Genomic DNA, 17,295 nt, shown 5'->3' with positions numbered 1-17,295 from the left:
TGCGCCAGCAGGCAGGCGCCGCACGCTTGCCGTTCAGAGCGGGTGCGACATGAAGACGTAGCCATACTGCTGGCCATCGATGCGGAACAGGTCGGAGATCTCGCCCGCAAAAACAAAACCGCTGCGCTCGTACAGGCGGCGTGCCGGCAGGTTGTTGGACATGACCTCGAGGTCGACCCAGTCGATGCCGGCCTGCTCCCTGGCCCAGCCGAGCGCGGTGTCCAGCAGTTGGGTACCAAGGCTGCGGCGCCGGTGCGCGCGGTGCACGCCCATGCCGAGCAGGCAGCGGTGGCGCGCCAGCCGTTCGGGCCGCGCGCGCAGGTCGACGTGGCCGCAGATGTAGCCGTGCTCGTCGAGCGCCATCCAGGCGCGGCGCCAGCCCGGTTCCCCGACCGCCGTCCCCATGCCGGTGACGAAGCTGGCGCGGCGCTCGACCGGGAAGCCCGATTCGGCGCGCGCCATCGGCTGGAACAGCGGCGTGCCATTCCTGCCGTTGTCGCGCAGGTGGTCGTCGAGGTAGGCGAACAGGGCGGGCAGGTCCTCCCGCTCCACGGGGCGGATCAGCAGCGCGGCCCCGTCCCTGGGTTTCACAGCGCGCGCGCGATCAGGATTTTCTGGATGTCGCTCGTGCCTTCGTAAATCTGGCACACGCGCACGTCGCGGTAGATGCGCTCGATCGGGAAGTCAGCCACGTAACCGTAACCGCCGAAGATTTGCATCGCGCTCGAGACGACGCGCTCGGCCATCTCGGAAGCAAACAGTTTCGCCATCGCCGCTTCCTTCAGGCAGGGCAGTCCCGCATCCTTCATCGAGGCCGCGTGCAGGATCAGCTGGCGCGCGGCCTCGATCTGCATCGCCATTTCCGACAGGCGGAACTGGACCGACTGGTGCTCGAAGATCGCCTTCCCAAAACTTTCGCGTTCCTTCGCATAGCTGAGGGCCGCCTCGAAGGCGGCGCGCGCCATGCCGACCGATTGCGAGGCGATGCCGATGCGCCCGCCTTCCAGGCCGGACAGGGCGATTTTATAGCCCATGCCTTCTTCGCCGATCAGGTTACGCGCCGGCACACGGCAGTTCTCGAACACGATCTGCGCCGTGTCCGACGAATGCTGGCCCATCTTGTGTTCCAGGCCGGCGACGATGTAGCCCGGGGTATTCGTCGGCACCCAGAACGCGCTGATCCCTTTTTTACCGGCCGCCTTGTCCGTGACCGCCATGACGATGGCGACGTCGCCGTACTTGCCGCTGGTGATGAACTGCTTGGTGCCGTTGATGACGTACTCGTCGCCTTCGCGGGTGGCCGTGGTGCGCAGGGCGGCGGCGTCGCTGCCGGTGTGCGGCTCAGTCAGGGCAAAGGCGCCCAGCATCTCGCCGCGGGCCAGCGGGACCAGCCACTGCTGCTTCTGTTCTTCGCTGGCGTACATCATGGCGATCGAGCACACCGGGCAGTTGTTGACCGAGATGATGGTCGAGGTGCCGCCGTCGCCGGCCGCGATTTCTTCCAGCACCAGGGCCAGCGACACGTAGTCGAGGCCGGCGCCGCCGTATTGTTCCGGGACCGCGACGCCGAAGGCGCCCAGGCCGGCGAGTTCCTTCAGCTCGTCTTTCGGAAAATAGTGTTCCTTGTCCCAGCGGGCGGCATTCGGCGCCAGGCGCTCCTGGGCATAGCTGCGCAGGGCGTCGCGGATCATCTGGTGTTCTTCGGTCAGGATCATGGGGTCTCTTGTCTCGTTGTCTTGTGATCGGCTACCAGGGGATGGGCGTGCCGTCGTGGTTCAGGAAAGTGCCGTTCGCCTCGGGCTGGGCGTTGGCGAGGGTGGCCCTCAAGTCGCGCACGCTCTCTTCGACCGTGATGTCGGCGCCGGCACCGCCCATGTCGGTCTGCACCCAGCCCGGGTGAAAGGCGATGCAGGTCGCGCCCTGCGGGCCATAGGTCAGGGCGATGTCGCGCAGCACCGAGTTCACGGCCGCCTTGCTGGCGCGGTAGAGCGAGGCGACCGGGTGGGTGCGCCCGCCGATCGAGCCCATGCGCGAGGACAGCACGCCGAGTTTGCCGCGCGTCGATGTGAGCAGGGGCGCGACGATGGGCAGCAGGCGCATCGCGGCCAGCACGTTCGTGTGCATGACGGCGTCGAATTCGTCCTGGGTCGGAAAACCCTCGCGACGCGGGCCGTAGAGGCCGGCGACCAGCCAGGCGGCGTCGATCTTTTCGTCGTCCAGCTTCCAGCCGAGGCCGGCGACGGCTTCCAGGTTATTGACGTCCAGCGCATGCGGCTCGGCGCCCAGCCGGGCCAGCTCGTCGAGGTCTTGCTGCTTGCGGGCGGTGGCGATCACGCGCCAGCCGTCGGCGCGGTACTGGCGCGCCAGTTCGTGGCCGATGCCGCGCGAGGCGCCGATAATGAGGGCGGTGGGCATGATCGTGGCTCCGGTTGGGTGATTAGGTGCGGGTCCGTAGGGTGGACGGGTTTCCCGTCCACGCGTTCAACGCACGTGTATGCAATCGTATTGCGGCTATTCTTACGGTCGTTGAACGCGTGGACGGCAGAGCCGTCCACCCTACGAGTCACGACAACGCTTATACCATCTCGATCGCCATCGCGGTCGCTTCGCCGCCGCCGATGCACAGCGACGCCACGCCGCGCTTGCCGCCGGTCTTCTTCAGCGCCCCGAGCAGGGTGACGATGATGCGCGCGCCCGAGGCGCCGATCGGGTGGCCGAGGGCGCAGGCGCCGCCGTGGATGTTGACCTTGTCGTGCGGGATCTCGAGGTCGCGCATGGCGGCCATCGGCACCGCGGCGAAGGCCTCGTTGATCTCGAACAGGTCGACATCGTTCGGCATCCAGCCGGTCTTCTTGAACAGCTTGTGCATCGCGCCGATCGGGGCGGTGGTGAACAGGTTCGGTTCCTGGGCGTGGGTGGCGTGGCCGACGACGCGGGCGATCGGAGTGAGACCCAGTTCCTTCGCCTTCGATTCGCGCATCATGACCAGGGCCGCAGCGCCGTCGTTGATCGACGAGGACGAGGCGGCGGTGACGGTGCCTTCCTTCTTGAAGGCGGGTTTCAGGGACGGGATCTTGTCGATCTTCGCCTTCATCGGGCCTTCATCCTTTTCGACCAGCAGTTCGCCGGTGCGGGTGGCAACGCTGACCGGGGCGATTTCCCAATCAAACGAGCCATCGTTGTTGGCGGCCTGGGCGCGCTTCACCGAGGTGATCGCGAAATTGTCCTGGTCTTCGCGCGAGAACTGGTAGGTCGCCACGCATTCTTCAGCGAAAGTGCCCATCGAGCGGCCTTCGCCGGTCTTCTCGTTGCGCGAGTAGGCATCTTCCAGGCCGTCGTACATCATGTGGTCGAACATCGGCGCGTGGCCGATGCGGTAGCCGCCGCGCGCCTTCGGGATCAGGTAGGGAGCGTTGGTCATCGACTCCATGCCGCCGGCGACGACAATATCCGCGCTGCCGGCCACCAGCTGGTCATGGGCGAAGATCGCGGCCTGCATGGCCGAGCCGCACATTTTCGACAGGGTGACGGCGCCGGTCGACAGCGGCAGGCCGGCTTTGATCAGCGCCTGGCGCGCGGGGGCCTGACCTTGTCCGGCCATCAGGCAGTTGCCGAAGTAGACGTGCTCGACCGATTGCGCGTCGACGCCGGCACGCTCGACCGCGGCCTTGATCGCCACCGCACCGAGGTCGCTCGCCGTTTTCGAGGAAAAATCGCCCTGGAAGGCGCCCATCGGGGTACGGGCGGCGCCAACGATAACGACTGGATCATTCATTTTGTAAGTTCTCCAAAAGGGTGGCGCTGTGGGGATGTGCACAGCGCCGGGGTGGTGATCGGGTGTTGATGAAAACGGATGTGCTGCGGGTAAGGAAAAATGTCCGCCACGACGCCGGCCAGGATGCGGTCCTTGTGCGCCTGCCACCAGGCGCGGGACAGCAGGTCCGCATGGTGCTGCATGAAGTGGTGACGGATCTTCTTGTTTCCAAGTAGAAAACGTCCGAACTGTTCGGGGAAGACGTCGTGTTTTCCAATCGGGTACCAGGGTTCGGCCGACAGCTCATCCTCTTCGTTGCGCGCTTCCGGGATGTCGCGGAAATGGCAGTCGGTGAGGTATTCGATTTCGTCGTAGTCGTAGAACACGACCCGGCCCTGGCGGGTAACGCCGAAGTTTTTGTACAGCATGTCGCCCGGAAAAATGTTGGCGGCGACCAGGTCGCGGATGGCGTTGCCGTATTCGCGGATGCCGTGTTCGAGCAGGGCCTCGTCGCCGGCCTGCTCGGCCTGGGACAGGTAGATGTTCAGCGGCACCATGCGGCGCTCGATGTACAGGTGCTTCACGATGATGCGCTCGCCCTCGATCTCGACCAGCGAAGGCGCATGGTGCTGCAGTTCGGCCAGCAGTTCCTCGCTAAACCGGTTCAGGGGGAAGGCCACGCTGGAGTATTCGAGCGTGTCGGCCATCCGCCCCACGCGGTCGTGGTGCTTCACCAGCAGGTATTTTTCCTGGATCTGGGCGCGCGTGGTGTCCTTCGGCGGCGGATAGAAATCCTTGATCACCTTGAACACGTAGGGGAAGGAAGGCAGCTCGAACACCAGCATCACCAGCCCGCGGATGCCGGGCGCGACCTGGAAGCGGTCCGAGCTGTGCTTCAGGTGCTGCAGGTAATCGCGGTAGAACAGGGTCTTGCCCTGCTTTTGCAGGCCGAGCACGGTATAAATCTCGCTGCGCGGCTTACGTGGCATCAGGTTGCGCAGGAAGCTCACATAGGCCGAGGGCACTTCCATGTCGACCAAAAAATAGGCACGCGTAAAGGAGAACAGGATGACGATCTGTTCGACTTCGGTGAGCACGGTGTCGAGCACGAGTTCGCCGTCACCGTTGTGCAGCACGGGAATCACGAAGGGGTATTCGCGCGCACCGTTCACGGCGCGGCCGACGATGTAGGCGCCCTTGTTGCGGAAGAACAGGTTCGACAGCACGTGCAGCTGCTGGTTCGGCTCCATCCGGTCGAGGCCGAATTTCTCGACCATGCGCGCTTCGACCAGGGTCACGTCGCGCTCGAGGGCGGCGAAGGGCACCGTCAGCTGGAAATTGGTGACGACCCGTTTTAACGCGAAGCGCAGGCCGTCGGCGGCCGGGTAGTAGACGCGGTAGGTCGGCAGCACTTCCTCGGTCTCGATGTATTCGGTCGAGATCACGGGGCGCACGAACAGAAAATCGTTGTGGTAATAGCTGCGGTGCAGGATCTTGCAGCTGACGGAATTGAAAAAGGTTTCGGCCAGTTCCGGCTGCTTGTGGCCCGAGAGCAGGCCGATGTAGTGCAGCTTGATTTCGCGCCAGACGCCGTCGACCAAGTCTTCCGGCGCGTATTCGTCCTCCAGCACGTCGACCGCTTCCTGCACCCGCTTGTCGTAGAAATCGATGCGCTCGCGGGCGGCCGCCTGCGCGGTGGCCCAGTCGGCGCGCTCGAAATGGCGCCGCGCCGCCTGGCTCGCTTCGCGGAACAGGCGGTAGTGCTTGTCGAAGCCGTCGAGGATGGTGCGCGCGATGTCAAACGCTATCTGGGAAGACAGCAGTTTAGGGAACGCAACTTGGGTCATCGTTCGTCTCGCGCCTGAGTCCGTTGAGCGTTAGGGTACCGTAGGGTGGACGGCTTTGCCGTCCACGCGTTCGACCGGCATTCGATCAACCGCAACCGGCGCGGCTGATTATATGTCCGTTGGACGCGTGGACGGGGGACCCGTCCACCCTACGTCCCTCCGGCGGGAACCGGCTCTGTTCTTACATCGTCTCGCCAAACAGCTCGCGGCCGATCAGCATGCGGCGAATCTCGCTGGTGCCCGCGCCGATCTCGTACAGCTTGGCATCGCGCCACAGGCGGCCGACCGGGTACTCGTTGATGTAGCCGTTGCCACCCAGGGTCTGGATCGCCTCGCCCGCCATCCAGGTCGCCTTTTCGGCGCTGTACAGGATGGCGCCGGCGGCGTCCTTGCGCAAGGCGCGCACGGCGGCCGGGTTATCGGCGCGGTCGCAGGCCTGGCCGACGGCATACACGTAGGCGCGGCAAGCCATCATGGTCGAGTACATGTCGGCGATCTTGCCCTGCATGAGCTGGAATTCGCCGATCGCCTGGCCGAACTGCTTGCGTTCGTGGATATACGGCACCACCGAATCCATGCAAGCCGACATGATGCCCAGCGGACCGCCCGACAGCACGGTGCGCTCGAAGTCCAGGCCCGACATCAGGACGTTCACGCCCTTGCCGACGCCGCCCAGCACGTTTTCCAAAGGCACTTCGCAGTCCTCGAACACCAGTTCGCCCGTGTGCGAGCCGCGCATGCCCAGCTTGTCGAGCTTTTGCGCGATCGAGAAGCCTTTATAGCCCTTTTCGATGAGGAAGGCGGTCATGCCGCGCGGGCCGGCTTCGATGTCGGTTTTCGCATAGACGACCAGGGTGTCGGCGTCGGGACCGTTGGTGATCCACATCTTGGTGCCGTTCAGGACGTAGCGGTCGCCCTTGAGTTCCGCGCGCAGCTTCATGCTGACGACGTCGGAACCGGCGTTCGGCTCGGACATCGCCAGCGCGCCGACGTGCTCGCCCGAGATCAGCTTCGGCAGATACTTTTGCTTTTGTTCTTCGGTGCCGTTGCGCTTGATCTGGTTGACGCACAGGTTCGAGTGGGCGCCATACGACAGGCCGACCGAAGCCGAAGCGCGCGAGATTTCTTCCATGGCGATGATGTGCGCCAGGTAGCCCATGTTGGCGCCGCCGTATTCCTCGCCGACGGTGATGCCGAGCAGGCCGAGTTCGCCCATCTTCTTCCACAGGTCCATCGGAAACTGGTCGGTGCGGTCGATTTCCGCCGCGCGCGGCGCGATTTCGCTGGCGGCGAACTGTTGGACTGCTTCGCGCAGCGCGGCGATGTCTTCGCCATGGTCAAAGGTCAAGCCTGGAAGATGCAGCATGTCGTCGTCTCCGGTAGAACGGTTATTGAGCTCTCAGGATCATACTCGCGTCTGACGTTAACGTAAACGTCAAGTAGCAAGGGCTATCCGGGTGTTGCAGATGGGATAAGGCAGGCTGTTCAGGCCGCGTTGCCGGCCGCCTCAGGCTGGCCGTCCGCCAGTAGCCGGCGGCATTCTTCCTCGTGGGCGGAAATCTCTTCCAGCGCCATTTCGATGTCGGCCCGCTGTTGCTCGAGCGTTTCGCGCTGGTGCGCCAGTACCCCCAGAAAACGGTCGATCTGGGCGGTCGTGTCTTTCGGCGACTCGTACATGTCGACGATGCTTTTAATCTCCGACAGCGTCAGCCCGAGGCGCTTGCCGCGCAAGGTCAGTTTCAGCCGGGTACGGTCGCGCGGGGTGTATACCCGGCTGCGTCCGCCGACGCCTTCGCGGCTCGGGCTGAGCAGCCCCTGGTCTTCGTAGAAGCGGATGGCGCGGGCGGTGATGTCGAATTCGCGCGCCAGTTCGGCGATGGTGTAGGTCGTGGCCATGAATGCAGGGTAAAAGTAGCAGGTCGCGGAATCGCTTAGAATGACTTTCCAAGGTGTTTCCGTTTACGTCAACGTCAACACATTGTAGCGCGCCCGCATTGCCACGAATACGAAAGATTGCCCGAATATGAATCCGCTCGAGTCCCAGCTTGCCTATCCCTTCGCCGATGAATTGCCGGCTCCCGGCACCGCCCGCGAGGTCGCGCCAGGCTTGCAATGGCTGCGCATGCCGCTGCCGTTTGCGCTCGACCATATCAACCTGTGGCTGCTCGACGACGAGCGCGAAGGCCGCACGGGCTTTACCATTATCGATACCGGCGTCGCGACCGAGCCGACGCGCGCCGCCTGGGAAAGCATTTTCACGGACGCGATGGAGAATAAGCCGGCCGTGCGCGTGCTGGCCACCCATTGCCACCCGGACCACGTCGGCCTCTCCGGCTGGCTGTGCGAACGTTTTAACGCGCCGTTCTGGCTCACCGCCGGCGAGTTCGGCTTCGCACGCATGATGGCGGCCGCGCTGCCCGGCGTCGACGGCCCCTCGGCCATCCCGCACTTCGAGCGCCATGGCCTGCTTGACCCCGCCATGCTCGAGCAGATGCGCAGCCGCCGCAATTACTATCCGTCGCTCGTCCCAGCCGTGCCCGACGCCTATACCCGGCTGCAGGATGGGCAGGAGGTCAGCATCGGCCGCGCGCGCTGGCGCGTGATCACGGGCTTCGGCCACTCGCCCGAACACGCGTCCCTGTACTCGGAAGAACTCAAGGTGCTGATCTCCGGCGACATGGTGCTGCCGCGCATTTCCACCAACGTGTCGGTGTTTGCCGTCGAGCCGGAAGGCAACCCGCTGCAGCAATACCTCGATTCGCTGGATAAATTCGCCGGCCTGCCCGAGGACACCCTGGTACTGCCTTCGCACGGCCGGCCTTTCCGCGGCCTGCACACCCGCATTGCCCAGCTGCGCGAGCACCACGTGGCGCGCCTGGCCGAGGTGCAGGAAGCCTGCCGCACGCCGCGCAGCGCGGTCGATATCGTGCCCATCATGTTCCGCCGCCAGCTCGACGCCCACCAGCTCAGTTTCGCTCTGGGCGAGGCCCTCGCACACCTGCATAAACTTTGGAATGATGGTATGTTGGAGCGCGTAACCGGCGGCGATGGGATCGTGCGTTTCCAACTGATCTGACCCGCCGGAGCCGGATTTCACACGGGCTTCCCCAGCCCGGTCTGGCCTCCGACTTCACGGCATTTTGGCCGCATGCGCGTGCACCGCGCGCGCATACTACAAATTTCCGCAAGGATATAAGTTCGATACATTCGTACTTACTGGAAATTTTGTGGCATGATTCGCTCAGCCACAAAAAATCTCTTCAATTTCCACATCTTTGTTACGTGAAGGCTGAGCAAATGTCACTGTTGATCTTGGCAACGAGACAACTGACATTTATGGTCGAGCGTGAAATAGTGCAATTATGAACTCCACCAACGAACGTGAGAGCTTTAGCGAGCGTCTCCAGCAAGCGCTCAAAAACGCTCATTACTCACCGGATAGCCCGACCCGTCTGGCACGTGAATTTAACATTCGCTTCGAAGGACGCCCCATCACCGTGCACGCGGCACGCAAGTGGCTGGTCGGCGAAGCCATCCCCACCCAGGAAAAGCTGCGCATGATCGCGCAATGGCTGGGCGTGCCTGCCGACTGGCTGCGTTTCGGCGGTCCGGAAGCGCCGGGCGAGCAGGGCGAACAGGCCGGCGCGCGTTTCGAGTCGGCCGACGTCAAGCTGATCGCCGACCTGCAGCGCCTCGACGAACACCATCGCCAGCTGGCACGCGAGTTCATCCGCATGCTAGTACGGATTAACCACCAGGCCCCCACGAAGTAAGCGAAATCCTTCTTCGACCCTGCTTTTCTGCTTACAAACTTTCTTCTTAATTAGGCAATACAAAACGCTAACACTGGCGCATAATCAATTCGTCTCACAGCCGAGGATTGTGCCGCCAATGAAAAGCAACTACATGAACACCGCCCAGCTGAAGGAACTGATGACCGCGCCGCCGATGACGGCCGCTCAACATGCCGAAGTGATGCGCAAGCGCATTGCCCAGCGCAGGATGCTGGAGGAAGCCAGGGAGTTGAAGAAGGCAGAGAGCGAGTACCGCATGCAGCGCTAAGCGTCGCGCCTTGCCTTGAGGGCGTTATTAGGCGCTCTCTCAGGTGGCAGGGGCGTCCGGTGCAGAGCGCATGCCGGGCCAACGCGGCGCGGCGGCGTTCTCGATGCCGAGCAGATCGAGTACGCGGTCCAGCGTATGGTCGACCATCTCGGCGATGCTCGCCGGACGGTGATAAAAGCTGGGCAGCGGCGGGAACACGATCCCGCCCATTTCCGTCACTGCCGTCATATTGCGCAGGTGCGCCAGGTTCAGCGGCGTTTCGCGCACCATCAGAATCAAGCGCCGACGTTCCTTCAGGACCACGTCGGCCGCGCGCGCGACCAGGTTGTCCGCCAGCCCATGGGCCACGGCGGCCAGGGTCTTCATCGAGCAGGGTGCGATCACCATGCCGTCGGTCTGGAACGAGCCGCTGGCGATCGTGGCGCCGATTTCACGATTCTTGTGCACGACGTGGGCCAGCGCCTCGACGTCGCGCCGCTGCATGCCGACTTCCTGGTGCAGCGTGAGGGAAGCGGCGTCCGAGACCACGAGGTGGGTCTCGACGTCGGGCACGGCGCCCAGGCGCTGCAGCAGCCTCACGCCATAGACCGCGCCGGTCGCGCCGGTGATGCCGACGACGATCCGGCGTGGGCGCATGGCAGTCATTACTTCTTGAACATCGCCTGCAGTTCGCCCGACTCGTACATCTCGTTCATGATGTCGGAGCCGCCGATGAACTCGCCGTTCACATAGAGCTGCGGGATGGTCGGCCAGTTCGAGAAGTCCTTGATGCCCTGGCGGACTTCCGGATCGTCCAGCACGTTGACGGTGGCGATGTTATCGACGCCGCAGGCTTTCAGGATCTGGATGGCGCGGCCCGAGAAGCCGCATTGCGGAAACTGCGCGGTGCCCTTCATGAACAGCACGACCGGGGTAGTGGTCACGGTGTCTTTGATCCAGGTTTGTACGTCGCTCATGGAATTTGCCTTCGGTAAGAAATAAGGTGAATAGATGGCGCCATTCTATAAGAAATCCACCCCGGCGGTGCGGCGGACCGGCCTGCCGCTGCGGTAAGGCAGGCGACGGCGCCATCTTGGGCAGGCCGGCACGATTGCGGTATGATCGCCCCGTTTCTTTTCTGTTCACATTCGGGATTTCTCATGCAACAACCGCCCAAAGCCGCGCCGTCCGCCGGTTTCAACCTCGTACTCGCCGTCGTGCTCGGCCTGATCGGCGTCTACGACATGTTCGCAAGTGTGAACGGCGACGGGCCGGGAGGCTTCCTGAAGGGGCTGGCGCTGACGATCTACGCGGCCGTGCTGCTGCGCGACGCGCTTCACATCAAGAAAACCGGCCAGCCCTCGATGACGCGCAAGCGCATGAATTACATTGGCCTGGGCTGCCTGGCGCTGTATTTCATCGGCGTAATGGTCCGGCGGGTGCCGGAGATGGCGCAATTCTTTGCGTAGGGTGGGCACTTGTGCCCACGCGGTCGTACCCTTGCGTACCGCTTGCTTCCGACCCTGCGCCGAATCTCGGGGCGTCCCGTTCGCGCCCTGTTGATCGAGCGGTGAGACCGCGTGGGCTCGAGAGCCCACCCTACGAAAACCTTACTTCTTCAGCTTGGCAAAAGCCGCCGCCATCGCGCCGCCGGCTTCCACTTTCGGCGCCGAGCGTTCCTGGCGCTGGTGCTGGCCGAGGCGCTTGGCATCGTTGCGGTCGCCGCGCCGCATTGACTCCGATTCGGGCTTCGAACCCGGCTGCGGCGCAGAGTCCGACAGGCGCATCGTCAGCGCGATGCGCTTCCTCTTCGGATCGACTTCCAGCACCTTCACTTTGACGACCTGCCCGGCCTTCACTACCGTGTGCGGATCCTTGACGAAGGTATTGGAGAGAGCCGAGATGTGCACCAGCCCATCCTGGTGCACGCCGATGTCGACAAAGGCGCCGAAGGCGGCCACGTTCGTGACCACACCCTCCAGGATCATGTCCGGACGCAGGTCGCTGATCTCTTCCACGCCTTCTTTAAAGGTCGCGGTCGTGAATTCCGGACGCGGGTCGCGGCCCGGCTTTTCCAGCTCTTTCAGGATGTCGGTCACGGTCGGCACGCCGAACTGCTCATCGGCGTACTTGGCCGGGTTCAGCGACTTGATCAGGGCACTGTCGCCAACCACCGCCTTCATGTCGCGCTTGACGTCCGCCAGGATCTTTTGCACCACCGGATAGGATTCCGGGTGCACCGCCGAGGCATCCAGCGGATTCTCGCCGCCCATCACGCGGAGAAAACCCGCTGCCTGTTCGAAGGTTTTATCGCCCAGGCGCGGTACCGCTTTCAGGGCCGCGCGCGAACCGAAGGCGCCCTTCATGTCGCGGTAGCTGACGATGCTCTGCGCCACGCTGCTCGACAAGCCCGACACGCGCGCCAGCAGCGGCGCCGAGGCCGTGTTCACATCGACGCCGACCGCGTTCACGCAATCCTCGACGACTGCATCGAGCGAGCGCGCCAGCTGGGTCTGCGACACGTCGTGCTGGTACTGGCCGACGCCGATCGATTTCGGGTCGATTTTCACCAGTTCCGCCAGCGGGTCCTGCAGGCGGCGCGCGATCGAGACAGCGCCGCGGATCGACACGTCCAGGTCGGGCAGTTCGCGCGAGGCGAATTCCGAGGCCGAGTACACCGAGGCGCCGGCTTCCGAGACGACGATTTTCGTCAGCTTCAGTTCCGGGCGCGCCTTGATCAGGTCTTGCGCCAGCTTGTCGGTCTCGCGCGAGGCGGTGCCGTTGCCGATCGAGATCAGGGAGACGTTGTGCTTCGCCGCCAGCTGAGCCAGCACGTGCAGCGAGCCGTCCCAGTCGTTCCTCGGCTGGTGCGGGTAGATGGTGGCGGTGTCGACGACTTTGCCGGTGGCATCGACCACCGCTACTTTGACGCCCGTGCGCAGGCCAGGGTCCAGGCCCATGGTGGCGCGCTGGCCTGCGGGTGCGGCCAGCAGCAGCGCCTTCAAATTGCGCGCGAAGACCTGGATCGCATCGAGCTCCGCCTTCTCGCGCAGGGCGCCCATCAGTTCGGTCTCGATGTACATGAAGCTTTTTACGCGCCAGGTCCAGCGCGCGGTGTCGAGCAGCCATTTGTCGGCCGGGCGGCCCAGCGCCTTGATGCCGAAGCGGGCGGCGATGCGCGACTCGCAGGGGTTATGCGGCGCGTCCCATTTGGGTTTTTCAAGCTCCGTGTCGAGGCGCAGCGCCACGTCGAGGATGCCCTCGCGCCGCCCGCGCATCAGGGCCAGCGCCCGGTGCGAAGGGACGCTGGCGAGCGGCTCGGAATAATCGAAATAGTCGGCGAACTTTTCGCCTTCGTCCTGCTTGCCTTCGACCACCTTCGATTCGACCACGCCGTGTTCCTGCACGTATTCGCGCAGCGACTGCAGCAGGGTCGCGTCTTCGGCGAAACGCTCCATCAGGATCTGGCGCGCGCCGTCCAGCGCCGCTTTCGTATCGGCCACGCCGGGGTTGTTCACGCCGTCGGCGTTCGTAAACGCCTCGCGCAGATACTTGGCCGCTTCCTCTTCCGGATTGCGGGACGGGTCCGCGAGCAAATGGTCGGCCAGCGGCGCCAGGCCGGCTTCGACGGCGATCTGCGCCTTGGTGCGGCGCTTCTGTTTATACGGCAGGTACAAATCCTCGAGACGGGTTTTATCCTCGGCCAGCGCGATTTGCTGCAGCAGCTCCGGCGTCATCTTGTTCTGCTCGGTGATCGATTCGATGATCGCGGCGCGCCGGTCTTCCAGCTCGCGCAGGTAGCGCAGGCGCTCTTCCAGCAGGCGCAGCTGGATGTCGTCGAGGCCTCCAGTCGCTTCCTTGCGGTAGCGCGCGATGAAGGGGACGGTGGCGCCTTCGTCCAGCAGGGCGATGGCGGCGGCGACTTGCGCCGGCTTGGCGGCAAGCTCCGCGGCGAGGCGTTGTTCGATAGAAGGCAGCATGGGGCAGAATCCTCGTGAGTCAGGCGGGCAATGATACGCAAATGGGCGGGAAGCGCCAGTCTTGACAGCCGCCGGGCGGCGTGTACGCGAGTGTGTCGCATCTTTCACACTGTAAAGATTTCTCGGCTACGTGCGATCACGAACAAAACTGAAGTGCCCGTATGAGAGATAATGTCGTTTGTTGTTTTTTTTCATACAGGTTCAAGGACCCAATGCACACAGTTGATTACCCACGCGAACACGCAAGCGATGCCCCGGCACCGCGGGCGACGCCGGCACGCGCGCCCGCACTGCCCGCACCGGTGATGACCTGGCTGCAACGGGTCGAGGCAGCTGCGCATCCGCAACCGAAGCTGAACGTCGAAGTCGCCGATCCGAAGGCGACGCAATACAAATTCGTGTATGTGATGGCCCCGACCAGCGGCGGGCGTCACGTTGCCGTCTGCCTGTGCAAGGCACGCCTGCGCCCGAACGGCGAAGTGGCCGCCGCCAGCCCGGTCAACGAAGTGTTTTCCCTGCTGTCCGCGCCGCCGGCCTACCTCGAGGGCGAGGACGAAGACCTGGTGCGCTTCTTCATCGCCATGCGCAGCGGTTCCTCGCAGAGCACCAGCGCGACCGAGCCGAAGGGCAAAGTCGGCGCGATCCTGCTCGACCTGCTGCTGCGCCAGGGGAAACTGCTGTGGGCCAATTCCTGGGCCGACATGGCGAACGGCCTGGTCTATCCATTGCAGGCCGGCCCGACCCGGCAGGCAAACCTGGCCTGGCGCGACGAGGGCAGGGCGGCCAAGCTCGGCTGGTCGGTGGAGCCGGCGAACGGCGCGAATCACCCCGGCGCCGACCTGATCGACTACATGCTGCCGACCGATCCGCCCTGGTACATCGACAACCTGTCCTGCGGCCCCCTGGAACTCAATCGCGGCGGCATCGACATTTCGCTGGCCGAACTGCAGGCGCTGGTCGCCCAGGCCCCTGTCCTGACGGGCAATGATAAAAAACGCGTCTCGCAACTGCTGCTGGCGCATGGCCTGCAGGAACTGATGCCGCTGCCGCAGCCGCTGACCCAGCGCCTGCGCGACGACGTCAAACCCCAGCCCTTCCTGCTGCTCGATTCCGTGGCGATGGCCGATGGCGGCAGCCAGCGCTGGCACGATTTCGCCGTGCTCTCGTTTGATTACGATGGCCAGCGCGTCTCCTTCGACCCGTCGCAGCGCGTGGTGCGCCAGATCGGCGACGTCACCGAAATCATCGCGCGCGATGCTTCGCTCGAGGCCGCCGCCCTCGACAAACTGGTCGAACTGGGCTTCCGCAAGCCTGCCACCACGCCGCTGTCCGGCGTCGCGGGTGCGCTGCAACTGGAAAGCCAGGCCGCCTGGCTGCGCTTTGCCGAAGGCGAGCTCGATGCGCTGATCGATGCTGGCTGGCACCTGCAAAAGTCGAACAAGTACCGCTACGACGTGGTGCCGGTGGAAGACTGGTATGCCGAGATCGACGAGCCCGAAGAGGCCGGCAAAGCCTGGTTCGAGCTGGAGCTGGGCATCGTGGTCAACCGCAAGCGCGTGCCGCTGCTGCCCGTGCTGGTGCAATTGATCCGCAACGCGCCGCTGGAATTCGATCCGGCCGTGCTAGCCGCGCACGGCGAAGCCGACCAGATGCTGGCGACCCTGCCGGAAGGCCTGCGCGTAGCCCTGCCCTGGGCGCGTGTGAAGCCGATCCTAGCGACGCTGGGCGAACTGTATTTCAACGACAAGATCAAGAACCGCGTGCGCCTGTCGACGCTGGACGCGAGCCGCCTGGAAGAACTGGCGCGCGGCGTCGAGATGCGCTGGTTCGGCGGCGAGCAGCTGCGCGAAACCGGCCGCAAGCTGAGCCAGTTCGGCTCGGTCAAGAAAGTGGCGGCCCCGGCCGGCCTGCAGGCGACCCTGCGCGACTACCAGCTCGACGGCCTGTCGTGGATGCAGTTCCTGCGCGAATACGACCTCGCCGGCATCCTCGCCGACGACATGGGCCTCGGCAAAACAGTGCAGACGCTGGCGCACATCCTGACCGAAAAGGAAGCGGGCAGATTAACCAGCCCGGCGCTGGTGATCGCCCCGACCAGCCTGATGACCAACTGGCAGGAAGAAGCGGCGCGCTTCGCCCCGAGCCTGAAAGTGCTGCTGCTGCAGGGGAAAGAACGGATGGACTTGTTCGACCAGATCGAGCAAAGCGACATCGTGCTGACCACCTATGCGCTGCTGCCGCGCGACGAGGAAAAGCTGCGCGAGCACCACTACCACCTGGTGATCCTGGACGAATCGCATTACATCAAGAATACCCGTTCGAAGGCGGCGCAGACGGCGGGTTCCCTGAACGCGAAGCACCGCCTGTGCCTGACCGGCACGCCGCTGGAAAACCACCTGGGAGAGTTGTGGTCGCAGTTCCACTTCCTGTTGCCTGGCCTGCTCGGCGAGGAAAAAGCCTTCAATACCCAGTTCCGCCATCCGATCGAGCGCCAGGACGACCCGGTGCGGAGGATGTTGCTAAATCGAAGGATCCGTCCCTTCCTCTTACGTCGGACGAAGGACAATGTGGCGAAGGAACTGCCGGAAAAGACGGAGATGATCCGCCGCGTCGAACTGACCGGCCCGCAGCGCGACCTGTACGAAACCGTGCGCCTGGCGATGGACAAGAAGGTGCGCGAGGAAATCGACCGCAAGGGCGTGGCGCGCAGCCAGATCGTGATCCTCGAGGCCCTGCTGAAACTGCGCCAGGTCTGCTGCGACCCGCGGCTGGTGAAAGCGATGCCGTCGAAGAAGAACACGGCGGCGATTTCCGCCAAGCTGACCGACCTGATGCAAATGGTCGACGACCTGCTGGAAGAGGGCCGCAAGATCCTCGTGTTCTCGCAGTTCACCAGCATGCTGGCGCTGATCGAAGAGGAACTGGCAGCGCGCGGCATCCGCTACGCGATCCTCACCGGAGAAACGCGCGACCGCTCGGCGCAGGTCGCCGCCTTCCAGCAGGGCGCGGTGCCGATTTTCCTGATCAGCCTGAAAGCGGGCGGCGTCGGCCTGAACCTCACCGCGGCCGATACCGTCATCCACTACGACCCGTGGTGGAACCCGGCGGCGGAAAACCAGGCCACCGACCGCGCCTGGCGCATCGGGCAGGACAAGCCGGTGTTCGTGTATAAATTGATCGCCAAGGGCACGCTGGAAGAAAAGATCCAGCAGCTGCAGCAGAAGAAGTCGGAGCTGGCGAACTCCATCCTGGCCGAAGGCGAATCGCAAAAGATGGCGCTCACGCAGGAAGACTTGCAAGCCATCTTCGCGCCGCTCGAAGAGCAGTAAGACTGCCGGCCCATGCGCCAGCCGCATGGGCCATACCATCTCTGGCTGTTTCCCCCCTGCCGGCAAGGCCGGTTTCCCTTTCCGTTTGCGCAACCCGTTGCAACGGCGCGTCACGCGCTGCGCAATTCTGTTCAATATCTTGCCAATAACAAACACGGTTCAGGCTGAATGGCCGGGCAGATATGCATGTTGAATAGGATTCGGTCTTTTCTACATCCGATCCAATAATATTCGACGCATTTATATGCATTGCGTCTTTAATTAATTGCCCTTGCTACAAGGCCGCCTATGCAAAGGGGCATACGCGGCGATATACTCCTTGGCTGCGGCCGCTTCCCAGTCGG

Annotated in this window: 15 protein-coding genes; 5 read left to right on the top strand and 10 right to left on the bottom strand. The window is 63.9% G+C overall.

The window, feature by feature from the left end; all coding sequences use genetic code 11:
* Nucleotides 1-33: 33 nt before the first annotated feature.
* From ACWCIA_RS04485 to ACWCIA_RS04455, 7 genes are all read right to left on the bottom strand, one after another.
* Complete coding sequence (locus ACWCIA_RS04485; RefSeq protein ID WP_454161347.1) at nt 34-591, bottom strand: GNAT family N-acetyltransferase; 558 nt, start codon at nt 589-591, stop codon at nt 34-36.
* The gene (locus ACWCIA_RS04480; protein ID WP_454161345.1) at nt 588-1,715 is read right to left on the bottom strand and encodes an acyl-CoA dehydrogenase family protein; all 1,128 of its coding nucleotides are present in this window, start codon (nt 1,713-1,715) and stop codon (nt 588-590) included. Before ACWCIA_RS04480 ends, ACWCIA_RS04485 begins: the two co-directional genes overlap by 4 nt.
* Before the next feature lie 31 nt (nt 1,716-1,746).
* The gene (locus tag ACWCIA_RS04475) at nt 1,747-2,415 is read right to left on the bottom strand and encodes an SDR family oxidoreductase (RefSeq protein ID WP_454161343.1); all 669 of its coding nucleotides are present in this window, start codon (nt 2,413-2,415) and stop codon (nt 1,747-1,749) included.
* Nucleotides 2,416-2,575: 160 nt separating this feature from the next.
* Nucleotides 2,576-3,775, bottom strand: a complete 1,200-nt coding sequence (locus ACWCIA_RS04470) for an acetyl-CoA C-acyltransferase (protein ID WP_454161341.1) — start codon at nt 3,773-3,775, stop codon at nt 2,576-2,578.
* Nucleotides 3,772-5,601, bottom strand: coding sequence for a bifunctional isocitrate dehydrogenase kinase/phosphatase (gene aceK / locus ACWCIA_RS04465; protein WP_454161339.1), 1,830 nt, complete (start codon nt 5,599-5,601; stop codon nt 3,772-3,774). The genes ACWCIA_RS04470 and aceK overlap by 4 nt, the downstream gene beginning before the upstream one ends.
* A 181-nt stretch (nt 5,602-5,782) precedes the next feature.
* Nucleotides 5,783-6,967 carry an isovaleryl-CoA dehydrogenase gene (locus ACWCIA_RS04460; protein ID WP_454161337.1) on the bottom strand — a complete coding sequence of 395 codons (1,185 nt, stop codon included), beginning with the start codon at nt 6,965-6,967 and terminating at the stop codon, nt 5,783-5,785.
* A gap of 119 nt (nt 6,968-7,086) precedes the next feature.
* Nucleotides 7,087-7,497 carry a MerR family transcriptional regulator gene (locus ACWCIA_RS04455; protein WP_454161336.1) on the bottom strand — a complete coding sequence of 137 codons (411 nt, stop codon included), beginning with the start codon at nt 7,495-7,497 and terminating at the stop codon, nt 7,087-7,089.
* A 127-nt stretch (nt 7,498-7,624) separates the two neighbouring features.
* Here ACWCIA_RS04455 and ACWCIA_RS04450 point away from each other — a divergent pair, with 127 nt between their 5' ends.
* The 3 genes from ACWCIA_RS04450 (at nt 7,625) to ACWCIA_RS04440 (ending at nt 9,663) form a co-directional block, all read left to right on the top strand.
* A complete protein-coding gene (locus tag ACWCIA_RS04450) occupies nt 7,625-8,677 on the top strand; it encodes an MBL fold metallo-hydrolase (protein ID WP_454161334.1) in 1,053 nt (350 codons plus the stop codon).
* A 421-nt stretch (nt 8,678-9,098) separates the two neighbouring features.
* On the top strand, nt 9,099-9,374 hold the full coding sequence (locus ACWCIA_RS04445; protein ID WP_454161332.1) for a hypothetical protein: 276 nt from the start codon (nt 9,099-9,101) through the stop codon (nt 9,372-9,374).
* Nucleotides 9,375-9,492: 118 nt separating this feature from the next.
* Nucleotides 9,493-9,663 carry a hypothetical protein gene (locus tag ACWCIA_RS04440; RefSeq protein ID WP_454161330.1) on the top strand — a complete coding sequence of 57 codons (171 nt, stop codon included), beginning with the start codon at nt 9,493-9,495 and terminating at the stop codon, nt 9,661-9,663.
* Nucleotides 9,664-9,702: 39 nt separating this feature from the next.
* Here the strand turns inward: ACWCIA_RS04440 and ACWCIA_RS04435 are convergent, their stop codons facing one another.
* Both ACWCIA_RS04435 and grxD read right to left on the bottom strand, forming a co-directional pair.
* Nucleotides 9,703-10,308, bottom strand: coding sequence for a UbiX family flavin prenyltransferase (locus ACWCIA_RS04435; RefSeq protein ID WP_454161328.1), 606 nt, complete (start codon nt 10,306-10,308; stop codon nt 9,703-9,705).
* Nucleotides 10,308-10,619 carry a Grx4 family monothiol glutaredoxin gene (grxD, locus tag ACWCIA_RS04430; RefSeq protein WP_454161327.1) on the bottom strand — a complete coding sequence of 104 codons (312 nt, stop codon included), beginning with the start codon at nt 10,617-10,619 and terminating at the stop codon, nt 10,308-10,310. Before grxD ends, ACWCIA_RS04435 begins: the two co-directional genes overlap by 1 nt.
* Nucleotides 10,620-10,802: 183 nt before the next feature.
* Between grxD and ACWCIA_RS04425 the strand changes: the two genes are divergently transcribed.
* Nucleotides 10,803-11,111, top strand: coding sequence for a hypothetical protein (locus tag ACWCIA_RS04425; RefSeq protein WP_454161325.1), 309 nt, complete (start codon nt 10,803-10,805; stop codon nt 11,109-11,111).
* 141 nt (nt 11,112-11,252) lie between these two features.
* Here the strand turns inward: ACWCIA_RS04425 and ACWCIA_RS04420 are convergent, their stop codons facing one another.
* A complete protein-coding gene (locus tag ACWCIA_RS04420; protein WP_454161324.1) occupies nt 11,253-13,622 on the bottom strand; it encodes a Tex family protein in 2,370 nt (789 codons plus the stop codon).
* 212 nt (nt 13,623-13,834) lie between these two features.
* Here ACWCIA_RS04420 and ACWCIA_RS04415 point away from each other — a divergent pair, with 212 nt between their 5' ends.
* Nucleotides 13,835-16,951, top strand: a complete 3,117-nt coding sequence (locus ACWCIA_RS04415; protein ID WP_454161322.1) for a DEAD/DEAH box helicase — start codon at nt 13,835-13,837, stop codon at nt 16,949-16,951.
* Nucleotides 16,952-17,295: the final 344 nt, after the last annotated feature.

The organism is Massilia sp. SYSU DXS3249 (assembly GCF_053668055.1).
This window is presented reverse-complemented; position numbering and strand designations above follow the sequence as displayed.